This window comes from Arthrobacter sp. B1I2, assembly GCF_030816485.1.
Taxonomy (GTDB): Bacteria; Actinomycetota; Actinomycetes; order Actinomycetales; family Micrococcaceae; genus Arthrobacter.
In genome coordinates this window covers 15,644-29,414 of record NZ_JAUSYC010000001.1, presented here as the reverse complement: position 1 = coordinate 29,414, position 13,771 = coordinate 15,644, and the positions used below count along the sequence as shown (strand labels likewise).

General features: G+C 64.9%; 15 protein-coding genes. 13 read left to right on the top strand and 2 right to left on the bottom strand.

Features of this window, described 5'->3' with window-relative positions; translation table 11 throughout:
* Positions 1-9 precede the first annotated feature (9 nt).
* The 6 genes from QFZ57_RS00130 to QFZ57_RS00105 all read left to right on the top strand — a co-directional run bounded on the left by QFZ57_RS00130 (position 10) and on the right by QFZ57_RS00105 (position 3,608).
* A complete protein-coding gene (locus QFZ57_RS00130; RefSeq protein WP_306632219.1) occupies positions 10-792 on the top strand; it encodes a DeoR/GlpR family DNA-binding transcription regulator in 783 nt (260 codons plus the stop codon).
* Complete coding sequence (locus tag QFZ57_RS00125; protein WP_306632218.1) at positions 789-1,706, top strand: 2-hydroxyacid dehydrogenase; 918 nt, start codon at positions 789-791, stop codon at positions 1,704-1,706. Before QFZ57_RS00130 ends, QFZ57_RS00125 begins: the two co-directional genes overlap by 4 nt.
* A 31-nt stretch (positions 1,707-1,737) precedes the next feature.
* Complete coding sequence (locus tag QFZ57_RS00120) at positions 1,738-2,205, top strand: SRPBCC family protein (RefSeq protein ID WP_306632217.1); 468 nt, start codon at positions 1,738-1,740, stop codon at positions 2,203-2,205.
* Between the two features lie 8 nt (positions 2,206-2,213).
* Positions 2,214-2,558, top strand: coding sequence for an iron chaperone (locus QFZ57_RS00115; protein ID WP_306632216.1), 345 nt, complete (start codon positions 2,214-2,216; stop codon positions 2,556-2,558).
* A gap of 100 nt (positions 2,559-2,658) precedes the next feature.
* Positions 2,659-3,012, top strand: coding sequence for a hypothetical protein (locus QFZ57_RS00110; protein WP_306632215.1), 354 nt, complete (start codon positions 2,659-2,661; stop codon positions 3,010-3,012).
* A gap of 209 nt (positions 3,013-3,221) precedes the next feature.
* Complete coding sequence (locus QFZ57_RS00105; RefSeq protein WP_306632214.1) at positions 3,222-3,608, top strand: VOC family protein; 387 nt, start codon at positions 3,222-3,224, stop codon at positions 3,606-3,608.
* Between the two features lie 381 nt (positions 3,609-3,989).
* On the opposite strand, the gene QFZ57_RS00100 is transcribed toward QFZ57_RS00105, so the two are convergent.
* Complete coding sequence (locus QFZ57_RS00100) at positions 3,990-5,246, bottom strand: MFS transporter (RefSeq protein ID WP_306632213.1); 1,257 nt, start codon at positions 5,244-5,246, stop codon at positions 3,990-3,992.
* Positions 5,243-5,704 carry a MarR family winged helix-turn-helix transcriptional regulator gene (locus tag QFZ57_RS00095; protein ID WP_306632212.1) on the bottom strand — a complete coding sequence of 154 codons (462 nt, stop codon included), beginning with the start codon at positions 5,702-5,704 and terminating at the stop codon, positions 5,243-5,245. Before QFZ57_RS00095 ends, QFZ57_RS00100 begins: the two co-directional genes overlap by 4 nt.
* 131 nt (positions 5,705-5,835) lie before the next feature.
* Here QFZ57_RS00095 and QFZ57_RS00090 point away from each other — a divergent pair, with 131 nt between their 5' ends.
* The 7 genes from QFZ57_RS00090 to QFZ57_RS00060 all read left to right on the top strand — a co-directional run bounded on the left by QFZ57_RS00090 (position 5,836) and on the right by QFZ57_RS00060 (position 13,731).
* The gene (locus QFZ57_RS00090; RefSeq protein WP_306897077.1) at positions 5,836-6,342 is read left to right on the top strand and encodes a DUF3592 domain-containing protein; all 507 of its coding nucleotides are present in this window, start codon (positions 5,836-5,838) and stop codon (positions 6,340-6,342) included.
* A gap of 65 nt (positions 6,343-6,407) precedes the next feature.
* Positions 6,408-7,013: an SOUL family heme-binding protein gene (locus QFZ57_RS00085; protein WP_306632209.1), complete on the top strand. Its 606-nt coding sequence runs from the start codon at positions 6,408-6,410 to the stop codon at positions 7,011-7,013.
* Positions 7,014-7,331: 318 nt separating this feature from the next.
* Positions 7,332-9,392, top strand: a complete 2,061-nt coding sequence (locus QFZ57_RS00080; RefSeq protein ID WP_306897074.1) for a beta-galactosidase — start codon at positions 7,332-7,334, stop codon at positions 9,390-9,392.
* 10 nt (positions 9,393-9,402) lie between these two features.
* Entirely contained in the window at positions 9,403-10,383 is a 981-nt protein-coding gene (locus QFZ57_RS00075; RefSeq protein WP_306632207.1) for an ABC transporter permease, read from the top strand.
* 98 nt (positions 10,384-10,481) lie between these two features.
* Positions 10,482-11,351: a carbohydrate ABC transporter permease gene (locus QFZ57_RS00070; protein WP_306632584.1), complete on the top strand. Its 870-nt coding sequence runs from the start codon at positions 10,482-10,484 to the stop codon at positions 11,349-11,351.
* A gap of 6 nt (positions 11,352-11,357) precedes the next feature.
* Positions 11,358-12,992 (top strand): ABC transporter substrate-binding protein, encoded by a 1,635-nt coding sequence (locus QFZ57_RS00065; RefSeq protein ID WP_306632206.1) that lies wholly within the window; start codon positions 11,358-11,360, stop codon positions 12,990-12,992.
* A gap of 31 nt (positions 12,993-13,023) precedes the next feature.
* Positions 13,024-13,731 carry a DUF624 domain-containing protein gene (locus QFZ57_RS00060; protein WP_306897067.1) on the top strand — a complete coding sequence of 236 codons (708 nt, stop codon included), beginning with the start codon at positions 13,024-13,026 and terminating at the stop codon, positions 13,729-13,731.
* Positions 13,732-13,771 lie beyond the last annotated feature (40 nt).

Sequence of the window (13,771 nt, the reverse complement as noted above, 5' to 3'; positions counted from 1 at the left end):
GAACGGCCTATGAGTATCGCACACGAAGAGACGCCGCTGACGCCCCGCCAGCGGACCATCCTGGATGAGCTGGGCCGGAGGGGGTTCATTTCCACAAACGACCTGGCAGAAACGTTCGCCGTCTCTGACATGACCGTGCGGAGGGACACCCGGGTACTGTCCAAACGGGGGCTGGTCCGGGTGGTCCATGGCGGCGTCAGCGCCATCCACGGCCAGGGCCAGAATGCGAACTTCGCCGCACGGGTGCGTGAGGACGCGGATGCGAAACTGCGGGTGGCCCGGGCCTGCGTCGGCCTGATCGGTGAACGGGATGCCATCATCATTGATGCCGGCACCACCACTTACCAGATCGCGCAGGAACTGCCTGCGTCCTTCACGGGCACCATCATCACGCACTCTGCGCCGGCCATCCAGCGCTGCCTGCAGCTCACGGCGGCGCGGACCATCTGCCTGGGCGGGGAGCTGCTGCTGGACAGCCAGGCGTTCAACGGGCCGATGACCGTCAGCGCGGCGGCCGGCCTGCGTGCCAAGACAGCCTTTATTGGGGTGAGCGGCATCCATGACGAGGCTTTCTACATCGAACGGGACGTGGAGCGCGCCACTAAGATCGCCCTTATGAATTCAGCGGAACAGGTGGTGGTGGTGGCAACCAATCAAAAGATGCTGCGGTACGCGCTGGCGAGGCTGGCAGCTTTCGATGCGGTGGACATCCTGGTAACGGATGCCCCGCCGCCCCGGGAAATCGAGGAGGCGCTGAAGGCCGCCAACGTCAAGCTGATGGTCGCCGCATGACGGCCCGGCTGCGCGTGTGCCTGCCCGCCCAGAACCTGCTGGACGCGCTGGCGCCGATGGACGGCGTCGACTTTGTCCTCTGGGACCTGACGGGGCCCGCACCGGAAGGCCGGCTGGACCTGCTGGTCCCCGGCTATATGGGCAAACCGACGGCGCTCGCCGCGTTGGAGGGTGTGGACGTCGGCCTGGTGCAGAGCCAGTCCATCGGGTACGACGGCGTGGACTCAGTGTTGCCGGCAGGTGTCACCTTCGCCAACGCGGCGGGAGTCCATGAGACGTCGACGGCGGAGCTCGCCGTGGGCATGATGATTGCCTCCCAGCGCGGGATCCCGGACTTTGTGCGGAACCAGGAAAGCGGAACATGGGACAACAGCCAGCGCCCCAGCCTGGCCGACCGGCGCGTGCTGCTGGTGGGCTACGGCGGGGTGGGCAAGGCCATCGAGGCCCGGCTCCTGCCGTTCGAAACCGAGGTCACCCGGATGGCCAGCCGCGCCCGCAACGATGAGCGCGGGACCATCCACGGGATCGATTCGCTCTATGAGCAACTGCCGCTGCACGAGATCGTGGTGGTCAGCGTCCCCCTGAGCGAAGACACGGAGCAGTTGGTGGACGCGAAGTTCCTGGCTGCCATGCCGGACGGCGCCCTGCTGGTCAACGTGGCCCGCGGCCCGGTGGCCGATACCGGGGCGCTGCTGGCCGAGACTTCAAGGGGCAGGCTCCGTGCAGCCCTGGACGTGACGGAGCCGGAACCGCTGCCTGCGGACCACCCGCTCTGGACCACCCCCGGCGTGCTCATCACCCCGCATGTGGGCGGTGCCAGCTCGGCCATGTTCCCCCGGATGGTCCGGCTGCTCAAGAAGCAGATCGGGTTGCTGCTGGACGGCAAGGACCCGGTGAACGTGGTCATCCCTTAACCGCAGCCGCCCCCGCCCCTATGCTTGGCCCATGTCCACTTTTGAAGTCCGCCGCAGTGCCGTCATCCCTGCCGCGCCCCAAGACATCTTTCCGCTGGTAAGCAACTTCCACGAGTGGACCGCCTGGTCCCCTTGGGAGACGATCGATCCCGGAATGAGCCGCAGCTACTTCGGCAGTGAGTCCGGCGCGGGGGCCGGGTACGCGTGGAGTGGCAACCGCAAGGCGGGCAGCGGCACCATGGAGATCGAGGAGTCGGTGCCTTCGAGCCTGGTCCGGATCCGGCTGCAGTTCACCAAGCCCTTCAAGGCACTGAACCCCACGACGTTCAGCTTTACTCCAGTGCAGGGCGGCACCGAGGTGGCCTGGCGGATGACCGGGGAGAACAAGGGCCTGGGGAAGGTGTTCGCACTGTTCATGAACATGGACAAAATGGTGGGTGCCGACTTCGAGCGGGGACTCACAGCGCTTGCTTCCACTGTTGCGGCAAGGAAGAGCTGAGGTTTGGTGTGGGCGTCGTCGACGAAGCGGTGGCGACGGTTGACGAACCGGACCGCAGCTGCCTGCAGCATGTGGTGGAGGTTGCGCGGTCGCTGGCTCCCGACGCCACGGAGGGCATGAGCTACGGCATGCCCGCCCTCAAACTGGACGGCAAGCCGCTGGTGGCCGCCGTGGCCACGGCAAAACACCTCTCGATCTTTCCGTTTTCCTCCAGGGTGGTGGAAGCGGTGGCTGGCCGGCTGGAGGGGTACTCCCTGTCCAAGGGAACCATCCGCTTCGCGGCGGACCGCCCCGTGCCGGATGACGTGCTGGCGGACATCGTCCGGCTGCGGATGGCCGAAATCCGTAAATAGGAAAGGGACGACGGCGGCAGTACTTTCCGCGGGCCCGGCGCCGCTGGAGCAAGGACTTTAGGTCCTGTGCGTGGCGGCGGCGGACGCTTAGCCTGAACCCATGGCTGATACTTTTGCGTCCCTGGTGGACACCTTCAAGAACATGGGCGTGACCAAGGCCTACGGCACACCGGTGAATGTGGGTGGCGAGGAAATCGTGCCTGTGGCGCTGGTGTCCTTCGGCTTCGGCGGGGGCTCCGAGTCCGAACAAGGTCCATCGGGCGGAGGCGGCGGTGGCGCGGTCCTCCCCATCGGTGTCTACCGGAGCATCAACGGACACGCGGCCTTCCGGCCGAACATGATCGCCGCTGTGGCGTGCCTGGTGCCGTTGGTGGCAGTGGCCGGCAGGGCGGTGCGGCGGGTGGTTATCGCTGCCCGGAAGCAGACCCGGGAAAACCCCGGCCTACCACTTTAAAACCCCTATATCGCCGCAGCGGAATCGGCTCCATAATGGCCTCGTAGACTTCGGGAATCTCCCCGCCGCTGTCCTGTGCCACGGCGGAACCAGGGGTTTCAGGCGGCCGCCCCGGCAATCGGCGGGAAGGACGGCCACGAGGCCCGGCGGGGGACGGCCGGACTGTCTCAGGGGGAGAGCATCGCCATTAATGCACAAGGAGATTTGTCATGCTCAAGGATATGGAACTCATGGCTGTGCTGCCGGCTAAGGATATTGACCGGGCGCGGGAGTTTTACCGGGACAAGTTGGGACTGGAACCTGTCCAGACCATCGAAGGCGACAACCTGATTTACCGCTGTGGCAAGGGAACCGGCTTCCTGCTCTACCGGACGGACAACGCCGGTTCCGCCAAGAACACCCAGATGGCATGGGGTGTCGATGACGTGGACAAGGAAGTGGAAGAGCTGCGGGGCCGCGGCGTTGTTTTCGAAGACTACGACATGCCCGGCCTGAAGACCGAGAACGGCATCGCCACCATGGAAGGCATGGGTAAGGGTGCCTGGTTCATTGACAGCGAGGGCAACATCCTGAACATTTCCTCGATCCCGGCCTGACCGCCGGAGGCCGGCAGTTACCGGCAAAACAAGGACGACGCCGTCGCCGGCCGCGCGAAGCACCCGCACCTGGGTGCGGGGCAGCGGCAGCCCGGCGTCGCCGTCGTAAGCGGTGCGAGAGGCCGGCAATTGCGGATGCGGATGGTGACCATCGAGCCCGGCGGAGTCTTTGGGCCCGTCCACCATCACGTGGGGCGCCCCGGAACTGTCCATGTCCTGCAGGGAACCATCACTGACCACCGGGACGGGATGGCCACTGAGTACGGGCCTGGCGCTTCCGCCCGCTTCGGCGGATTAGGACCGCCGTGGGCCGGTGACGTGTCATGTTGGGGGACCGGCGCACGGCCACAACACACAGCCTTTTCTTCCTCCCCAGCCTTATCAGACGGCAGGCTCGCGCCGGCCCAGTGCCATCCGCAACGCGCCGCGCAGCGTGAGCCGGTTCCGCCTGGTGACCGCGATGACGGCCGCAACACCTGCAAGCAGGACCACGATCCCGCCGGTGGCCACGGACCAGCGGGCGCCGAACTGGCTCCCGATCCACCCGACCAGCGGCGAACCCAGGGCGGTGCCGCCCTGCAGGACGGCCAGGTACAGGGCCAGTACGCGGCCGCGGAATTGCGGTTCCACGGAAAGCTGAATGCTGGTGTTGCAGTTGTTCAGGAAGGTGATGGACGCCAGTCCGACGGGGATCAGGATGGCGGCGTAGGCCCAGAAGGACGGTGCCAGGCTGCCCAGGATCGTGAAGATACCCAGCCCCAGCGCCCCGCCCAGCAGGAACCTCAGCCGCGGACGCGCCCGGCGCGCCGCGAGAAGGGCGCCGGCCAGGGTGCCCACCGCCATGATCGAGCCGAGCAGCCCGAACTCACTGGGGCCCATTTTGAACTCGGTGGTGGCCATCAGTGAGTTGATGACCGGGAAGTTCATGCCGAACGCGCCCAGGATGCCCACCAGGACCATGATCAGCATCAGGTCGGGCCTGCGGCGTACATAACGGACACCCTCGGCCACCTGGTGCTTGTTCCGCTGGCCCTTTGCCACCGGGGCGGGCTGGGTGGTGCGGATCCTGAACAGCGAGACCAGGACGGCCGCGAAGCTCGCAGCATTGAGCAGGAACACCGGGCCGGTACCCACCCAGGCGATGAGTACCCCGGCGATGGCCGGGCCGGTGAGCCGGGCCGTGTTGAAGGACGCGGAGTTCAATGCCACGGCGTTGGAGATGTTGTCCTGCCCCACCAGTTCCGAGACGAAAGCCTGGCGCGCGGGCGCATCCACTGCACTGGCAACGCCCAGGCAGAAGGCCGCCACGTACGCATGCCAGAGTTGGGCGGTGCCGGTTACCACCAAAAGGCCGATGGCCAGGCCGGTGAACGCCATGGCCAGCTGCGTCCACATAAGGATGATGCGCTTTCGGTACCGGTCCGCCAGGACGCCGCCGTACGGGCCGAACAGCAGCATGGGCAGGAACTGCAGGCCGGTGGTGAGGCCGACGGCGGCGCCCGAGTGGTCGGTGAGGACGGTCAGGACCAACCAGTCCTGGGCCACGCGCTGCATCCAGGTGCCGATGTTGGAGACGATGGCGCCGCTGGCCCAGATGCGGTAGTTGGGGTTCTCCAGGGCACGGAACATCGCGCTCATTTGCCGCTCATTTCCTGCATGATGCCGGCCGCCCGGCTGAGGATGAGCCGATCTTCCTCGCTGAGCCCGGCCACGCGCTGGGCCAGCCAGGCCGTCCGCTGGTTCCGGGCTGCCGCGAGGACCGTCCTGCCGGCATCGGTGATATCCACGCGGACCTGCCGGCCGTCGCCGGGATCCGCGTTCCTGGTGACGAAGCCCTGGTCGGCGAGCGCATTGACGATCCTGGTCATGGACGGTGCCTGGACGTGCTCACTCTCGGCAAGCGCGCGCAGCGTGCTGGGACCGCTCCCGCTCAGCAAGGCCAGGACGGTGTACTGGCCGGGGGTGATGATGTCGCCGGTTGCCTCGACACGGAGCCGCCTGGAAGTGCGCATCACGGCGGTGCGGAGATCGATGGCGAGGGTGTCGGGGGCCGCGGGGTCTGCGATTGCCTTGTTTTTCGTTTGGGTAGGGGACATGTATTCGGGTGCGCCTGCTGGCGTTCCTTAGCAGTGCTAATTACTTCTGCTAACTATTATGCTCCTCCTGCTTGCCTGGGGCAACGGTTTGGGATGTGGTTCTGGTGACAGGCTCGGGCAGAATGGGAGCCGTGACTGGGCGCAGAATTGACGGGACCCGAAAACCTTGGTTGTCGTGGAAGGAAAAACTGAACCTGGCCGTGACCGCCCTGGTCATCTGCCTGGGCCCAATCCTGGTTGGCGTGGGCAGTTTCATGATTGACGCGGATGAGGAGCTTGCCGGGACGGGCGCCCAGGCCGCCGGAACGATCGTCCACTTCGACGATGTCACCAAGGCTTCCGAGCGCAGGATAAGAGTCGAATTCACGACGGCGGACGGGGCGCCCCACCGGACTTTCGCGGCGGTGGACCACGATCAACATCCCGTCGTGGGCAGTGACGTCACAGTCATTTATGCCGAAGATGATGCCGGCAGGGCCGTCGTGCTGGGATATGAGAGCGACGGCGTGTGGTTCCGCGGAGTGGGCGTTGTCCTGACTGTCCTTTTTGGTTCCATTGCCCTCCTCGCCTTCCTTGTGGTTGGTATCGCCGCTCTCCGTGCAAGGATCCGGAAGCGCGCCACGAAGCAAGTGGTCTGAGCCGCGCCGGGCAGGGCTCGTGGCTCTGGCCGCCCCGGCTCCACGGGCGTAGGCTCTGACAGATCATGACTGAACAGCAGCCTTATGAATTGATCCGGCGTTATCCGCACTTCGAGCTGCGCTGGTATCCGGCGTACGCCGTAGCTGAAGTGGCAGTCTCCACAGCCTTCGACCGCGCCGGAAACGCCGCCTTCCGGTACCTGTTCAATTACATCAGCGGCAACAACACGGCCCGCCGCAAGCTGGCCATGACCGCGCCGGTCATCCAGGAGTCCGGGCCGCCGCAGAAGCTGGCCATGACTGCCCCCGTGCTGCAGCGTGGGCCGTTGCCCGGCGCGGACGGTCCCGCCGAATTCGTTGTCGGTTTTGTGCTCCCCGCCGGCGTCACTGCTGACACGGCTCCGGCCCCCACCGATCCCAGGGTCAGCGTGCGGGGCGTTCCGGCGTCTCCTGCCGCCGCCATGAGCTTCTCGGGGAGCGGCTCTGCGGCGGCATTCCAGCGGCATAACACCGGGCTGCAGGCGGCTTTGGAACTGGCCGGGCTGACGCCGGTGGGTGCGCCGCGGTTTGCCCGGTTCGACCCGCCGTTCAAGCCGTGGTTCCTGCGCCGCAATGAGGTCATTCAGGACGTGGCGGATCCGGCCTCGGCAGACGGAGCGCCCCGCTCCTGATCCGGGCACTGTCCGGCCGCGCTGCTGGCGGCTGATCGAGCTGCCCCCGGACGCGTACAGGCGGCCTGCGCTGAAAGTGCTCCGATAGTTTCTACGCACCGCGACGGCATATTGAACCCCCTGCCGCGCTGGGTTGTGCAGTGCTGCGCCTCCTGGCGTGCTGTCCAGCGGAAACATGGCGTCCGGCGGCCTTGGAAAGTAAGCTCCCACTTCATCCGAACCTGTTGTTATTGCTGAAACTTTACGATAGTTTCCTTGTGTGATGCAGGTCGCACTGGTGGGGAGCCCGCGGCCAACATGCCTAAGCAAAGGACAATGATGACCGGCGAGCAAAGCACCAGCACCCCGGAACACCGCCTCAAACGCCTCCACGAACGCCTGGGCGGCATCGCCTATGGCGGTGACTACAACCCGGAACAGTGGCCCCGCGAGGTGTGGGAAGAGGACGTACGGCTCATGAAGGACGCCGGGGTTAACCTGGTCACCCTGGCCGTCTTTTCCTGGAGCCGGCTCGAAACCGCGGACGGGGTCTACGACTTCGCCTGGCTGGACGACATCATGGACCTGCTGCACGCCAACGGCATCGGGGTGGACCTGGCTACGCCGGACGCTGTTCCTCCGGCCTGGCTTATCGCACAGCACCCGGACATCCTCCCGGTCCTGGCCGACGGCTCCACCTTCGGTTTCGGATCCCGCCAGCACTTCGACGTCTCCCACCCCGCCTACCGGGAGAAGTCGCTGGCCATGGCGGAGAAAATGGGGGAGCGCTACGCCGGCCACCCGGCACTGTGCATGTGGCACGTGAACAACGAATACGGCCCCGTCTCCTACGGCCCGCACGCGGACCGGGCGTTCCGGGAATGGCTGCAGAAAAAGTACAGCAGCCTGGAGGACCTCAACCGGGCGTGGAGCACGGACGTCTGGGGGCAGGTCTACTCCGACTGGGCCCAGGTTAACGCCCCCGCCCAACCCCGCACCTGGTCCAACCCCTCCCGGCGCCTGGACTTCCATCGGTTCACCTCGGACAGCATGCTGGAGCACTACAAGGCCGAGCGGGACATCCTGCGCCGGTACACCCCGGACCTGCCCATCGTCACGAACTTCATGCGCTTCTATAAGAACAACGACTACTGGGCCTGGGCAGCCGAGGAGGACGCCGCCGCCCTGGACATTTACCCGGATCCGCGTGAAGAGGATGCCCATGTGGCGGCCGGCCTCAACTTCGACCTGATGCGCTCCCTGCGGAAAGGGCAGCCCTGGCTGGTGATGGAACAGGCCACCGCCGCGGTCAGCCAGTGGTCAGTCAACGTCTCAAAGCTCCCCGGCAAGATGCGCCTCGGCTCCTACCAGGCCATCGCCCAGGGCGCCGATTCCATTCTTTTCTTCCAGTGGCGCCAGGCCCGCGGCGGCACTGAGCGCTTCCATTCCGGCATGGTCAACCACGCCGGCCCCAACACCCGGGTCTTCCGCGAAGTCTGCGAACTGGGCCGGGAGTTGAAGGGCCTGGCCGGCATCACCGGCACGCGCTCGGCCGCGAAAGTGGCGATGGTCTTTGACTGGGACTGCTGGTGGGCCCTGGAACTCGGCAACTCCCCGCGCTCGGACCTGAACTATCCGCAGGAAGTCCTCCGCCTTTACCGGCCGTTCTTCGACGCCAACATTCCCGTCGACTTCGTGGACACCAAGGCCGACCTTGACCAGTACAGCATGGTGGTCCTGCCTGCCACCTACCTCCTTTCCGACGAAGCGGCGCAGCGGATCGAAGACTACGTCTCCGGCGGCGGCCGACTGGTGGCCAGCTACCTCTCCGGCATCGTGGACCCGGACAACACCATCCGCCTGGGCGGCTACCCGGGCGCCCTCCGGAACGTCCTGGGCGCGTGGAGCGAGGAGATGCATCCGCTCGCCGGTGAAGGAGAGGAAGTAAAGCTTCTAACGGCCGACGGCGGCACGGCCTCCGCTGAATACTGGACCGAGCACCTGCACGCCACCACGGCGGATGTCCTGGCCACCTATGCCTCCGGCCGGCTGGCCGGCTCACCCGCGGTCACCCGCAACACCTTCGGCGGCGGCACAGCGGTCTACCTCTCCGCCCGCGTGGACAGCGTTTTCCTTCAGGAACTGCTCGCCGCGGAACGGGCCGCTGCCGGGATCCGCCCGGAACTGGACGCCCCGCTGGCAGTCCAGGTCCGCCGTCGTACGGGCAACGGACGCAGCTATCTGCTGGTCCTCAACCACAACGACGCACCTGCCCGGCTGGACGTCAAGGCCGGCGGCACGGACCGGCTCACCGGCAACACCATCCACGGGACGGTCGAGCTTCCGGCTAACGGAGTCCTGGTGCTCGAAGAATCCGTCTCCGCAGAATTCCCCAGATAGGAGTCCCACCATGGCCATGCGACTGGATATTCCTCCCGAGGCGGTCACCCCTGACCCGCCTGGCACCAGGGGAAAACCACGGAACAAGCCCAACGGCTGGAAACTGGCGCTTAAGCGGGACTGGCGCCTCTACACGCTGGTGCTGCTGCCGCTGGCCTACTTCGCGGTGTTCCGCTACCTGCCCATGGTCGGCAACGTCATAGCCTTCCGGCAGTTCCAGCCGGGCGGCAACATCTTCGGTGAGAAGTGGGTGGGGCTCAAGTACGTCACGCTGTTCATCAACGATCCCAGCTTCTGGCAGGCGTTCCAGAACACCGTCATCCTGGGCGTGCTCACGCTGCTGTTCTGCTTCCCCATGCCCATCATCTTTGCCTTGCTGCTGAACGAGCTGCGCTCGCAGAAGTTCAAGAAGCTCATCCAGACGGTGACGTACCTGCCGCACTTCATGTCCGTGGTGATCATCGCCGGCATGATCCTGCAGAACTTTTCCATGACCGGCACGGTGAACCAGATCGGCCACACCCTGTTCGGCACCACGGTGAACTTCACCCAGGAGGCCGCCTGGTTCCGGCCCATGTACATCAGCTCCGAGGTGTGGCAGACCATGGGCTGGGGTGCCATCCTCTACCTCGCCGCGCTGACCCGGGTGGACGAATCGCTGTATGAGGCGGCCCGGATCGACGGGGCCAACCGCTGGCAGCAGACCTGGCACGTGACGCTGCCCGCCATCCGGCCCACTATCATCACGCTGCTGATCCTGAATATCGGCACGTTCATGGCCGTGGGCTTCGAGAAGATCCTCCTGATCTACAACCCGCTCAACTACGCGACCTCCGACGTCATCTCCACCTACCTGTACCGGGTGGGCCTGGAGTCCAGCAACTTCAGCTACGCGGCCGCGATCGGGATGTTCGAATCCGTCATCGGCCTCACGCTGATCCTCTCCTCGAACGCCATATCCAAGCGGCTCGCAGGAACGAGCCTGTGGTGAAGGGGGCAACGGTGAAAGAGGCAGCCATGAAGGATAGGTTCCTGAACCGGCCGGGCAGGAAGAACGGCGCTAAGGCAACCGGCGTCCTGCTCAAGGACATGAAGGTCTCACGCGGCATGCGGGTGTTCAGGGTGGCCAACCTGGTGTTCCTGCTGGTGGTGGTGTTCCTGACCCTGTACCCGTTCCTGAATATCCTGGCCCAGAGCTTTTCCAGCGAAGGCTTCATCAACGCCGGGCAGGTCAACCTGTTCCCGATGGGCTTCAATATTGAGACCTACAAGTTGATCCTCGCTGATTCGACGTTCTGGCGTAACTACGGCAACACAGTCCTGTATACGGTGGTGGCCACGGCCATCTCCATGGTGCTCACCACGTCCTTCGCCTACGCCATCGCCAAGAAGGACCTGAAGGGCCGCAGCGTGTTCATCGGCATCGCCGTGTTCACCATGTTCTTCAACGGCGGTCTGATCCCCAACTACGTGCTCATCAGCTCGCTGGGCCTGCGGGACACGCTGTGGGCCGTGGTGCTGCCGAACGCCATCAGCGTCTTCAACCTGCTCATCATGAAGTCGTTTTTCGAGAACATGCCGCGCGAGCTGGAGGAAGCCGCCGCCATCGACGGCCTCACCCAGTACGGGGTCCTGTTCAAGGTGGTCCTGCCGTTGAGCAAGGCCATCGTTGCCACCATGGTGCTCTTCTACGCCGTCGCCAACTGGAACTCCTGGTTCCAGGCGTTCCTCTACCTGGACAAGCCGGAACTGTTCCCGGTGACCATCTACCTGCGCAACATGATCGCCGGGGTCACCACGGCGGGCTCGGCCGGCGGCACCACGGAGAACATGGGCCAGATCGCCGCGAACATCCAGTCAGTGACCATCGTCCTCACCGTCATTCCCATCCTGTGCATCTACCCCTTTGTGCAGAAGTACTTTTTCTCGGGCGTCATGCTCGGTTCCGTCAAGGAATAACCCCCTATGAAAGGAAAGCCCATGATCCGCAGACGAGACTTCCTCAGCCTCTCAGCACTCACGGCCTTCGGCCTGGTGCTGGCAGGCTGTGACTCGGAATCCAGCAGTAAAGCCGATACCTCGAAAGCCCGCAACGGTGCCATGGACAGCTACAAGCTGGGGGACACGTTCAAGGCGACCGTCCCGCTCACTTACAGCTTCCTGTTCAGCGACCAGCCCACCTACCCCTATAAGAAGGAATGGCTGCTGTTCACCAAGATGGCCAGCGACAACAACGTCACCCTCGACGCCACGGTGGTGCCGTTCGCCGACTACACGCAGAAGCGCAGCCTGCTCATCAGCTCCGGAAAGGCTCCGGAGATCATCGCCAAGACCTATCCCGGCGAGGAATCGGCCTTCGTGTCCTCCGGCGCGGTGCTGCCGGTCAGCGACTACGTGGACCTGATGCCCAACTTCCAGGACAAGATCAAGAAGTGGAAGCTGGAGCCGGAAATCGCCGGTCTCACGCAGCAGGACGGCAAGTACTATGTGCTGCCGGGCCTGCATGAGGAGCTGTGGCCGGATTACTCCCTGGCGTTCCGGAAGGACATCCTGCAGAAGGAAAACCTTGCCGAACCCAAGACCTGGGACGAGTTCCGGGACGTCCTGCGCTCCCTGAAGAAGGCTCACCCGGACGTGGTGCCCTTCTCGGACCGCTTCAACGGCAACAGCGTGCTCAACATCGCCGGCACCGCCTTCGGTACCCTCTCCGGCTGGGGCCTGGTGGACGGCCTGGCGTTCAACGATTCCAAGAAGCAGTTCGAGTTCGCCTCCAGCACCCCGGCGTTCAAGGACCTGCTCACCTACTTTAACTCGCTTGTATCCGAGGGGTTGATGGATCCGGAAAGCTTCACCCAGACGGACGATTCGGCCATCCAGAAGTTCACCTCCGGCAAGTCGTTCGTGATCAGCGCCAACTCGCAGAACATCATCACGTACCGCACGTCCATGGAGCAGTCCTTGGGCAAGGGCAATTTCACCGTCGGCAAGATTACGGTTCCGGGCGGCCCCGCAGGCAACATCATTGGCGGGTCGCGGCTGGAGAACGGCATCATGCTGAACTCGTCCGTGAAGGACAAGGACAGCTTTGTGGCGCTGATGCAGTACATCGACTGGCTGTTCTACAGCGACGCGGGGCAGGAGTTCGCCAAGTGGGGCGTGCAGGGCACAACTTACACCAAGGAAGGCGGCAAGCGGGTCCTGGCCAAGGACATTAACTTCCAGGGCCTGAACCCGGCCGGCACCAAGGACCTGCGGGTGGACTACGGCTTCTCCGGCGGCAACTTTGCCTACGGTGGCACCACGGACCTGCTGCAGTCCACCTTCGATGATGAGGAGCTGGCGTTCCAGAAGGCCATGAAGAGCAAGACCCCCCGGCCCGTCTCGCCGCCCGTACCCTACAGCGACGCGGACCGTGAGCAGGCCACCCTGACGCTGACCCCGCTGAAGGACCACGTCAAGCAGAACACCCTGAAGTTCATCACCGGGCAGCGCAGCCTCAGCGAGTTCGACGCCTACGTCAAGGAGCTCGACAGCAAGGGCATGTCCAAGTACGTAGACTTGGCCAACAAGGCGTACAAGTCTTACGCGGACAAGAAGTAGGGCGTACGACGGCGGCAGCCGGCTTCCCGCCGTGACCGAAAGGCAGTTGGTGGTTCAGAAGAAGGCGGAGTACGGCGCCGGCCCCCTGTTCAGGGCGGCCGGCGCCGTAGCCGGCGTGTTGATGGGCTCGGTGCTCCTGATGCTGGCCAACGCACTGCTGTTCCTGGCCCTTCTGGCGGCGCCGCTGGCGGGAAGCTGGCTGGTCGTCGTGGCCCTGGTCCCGGTGGGCCCGGCCCTTGTCGCGGCCATGTACGCATTCAACCGGCTGCTGGCCGGGCACGCCACGGGTGTGTACCGGGACTTTGTCCGCGGCTACCGGATGAACTTTGCCCAGGCCATTCGGGTGTGGCTGCCATACGTGATCATCCTTGCCGTGATCGGCGTCAACCTGGCGGGGCTGCCGGCCGCGCTGGGGCCGGGCAATCCCGTGGAAGCGGCGCTCCGGGCGGCGCTGCTGGTCCTTGCCCTGCTGGTGGCCACCGCGGCCCTGCACGCACTTTTGCTGTTGTCCCGGTTTTCATTCCGTACGCGGGACCTTTACCGGCTCTCCCTGTACAGCTTCGGTGCGCGGAAGCGGGTTTCCCTGGGCAACGCAGGCATCCTGTTCGTCACCGCCACTCTGCTGCTGATGACTACCGCGTACCTGCTGCCGGTCATCGCCGGGGCCGTCGTGTACCTGGCCTGCCTGAACTCCCGGCCGCTGCTGCGCCTGGTGGAGGAGAAGTTCACCGCTCGCTAGCCTGCGGCATGGAGTAGTCCCGGTGCCACGCAGCACCTGA

What these genes read in the sequence shown, in the direction of transcription:
- QFZ57_RS00065 (WP_306632206.1), top strand. Translation starts at nt 11,358, where the DNA reads ATGAAAGGAAAGCCCATGATCCGCAGACGAGACTTCCTCAGCCTCTCA.
- QFZ57_RS00075 (WP_306632207.1), top strand. Translation starts at nt 9,403, where the DNA reads ATGGCCATGCGACTGGATATTCCTCCCGAGGCGGTCACCCCTGACCCG.
- QFZ57_RS00070 (WP_306632584.1), top strand. Translation starts at nt 10,482, where the DNA reads ATGAAGGTCTCACGCGGCATGCGGGTGTTCAGGGTGGCCAACCTGGTG.
- QFZ57_RS00120 (WP_306632217.1), top strand. Translation starts at nt 1,738, where the DNA reads ATGTCCACTTTTGAAGTCCGCCGCAGTGCCGTCATCCCTGCCGCGCCC.
- QFZ57_RS00095 (WP_306632212.1), bottom strand. Translation starts at nt 5,704, where the DNA reads ATGTCCCCTACCCAAACGAAAAACAAGGCAATCGCAGACCCCGCGGCC.
- QFZ57_RS00130 (WP_306632219.1), top strand. Translation starts at nt 10, where the DNA reads ATGAGTATCGCACACGAAGAGACGCCGCTGACGCCCCGCCAGCGGACC.
- QFZ57_RS00110 (WP_306632215.1), top strand. Translation starts at nt 2,659, where the DNA reads ATGGCTGATACTTTTGCGTCCCTGGTGGACACCTTCAAGAACATGGGC.
- QFZ57_RS00080 (WP_306897074.1), top strand. Translation starts at nt 7,332, where the DNA reads ATGACCGGCGAGCAAAGCACCAGCACCCCGGAACACCGCCTCAAACGC.
- QFZ57_RS00085 (WP_306632209.1), top strand. Translation starts at nt 6,408, where the DNA reads ATGACTGAACAGCAGCCTTATGAATTGATCCGGCGTTATCCGCACTTC.
- QFZ57_RS00100 (WP_306632213.1), bottom strand. Translation starts at nt 5,246, where the DNA reads ATGAGCGCGATGTTCCGTGCCCTGGAGAACCCCAACTACCGCATCTGG.
- QFZ57_RS00125 (WP_306632218.1), top strand. Translation starts at nt 789, where the DNA reads ATGACGGCCCGGCTGCGCGTGTGCCTGCCCGCCCAGAACCTGCTGGAC.
- QFZ57_RS00105 (WP_306632214.1), top strand. Translation starts at nt 3,222, where the DNA reads ATGCTCAAGGATATGGAACTCATGGCTGTGCTGCCGGCTAAGGATATT.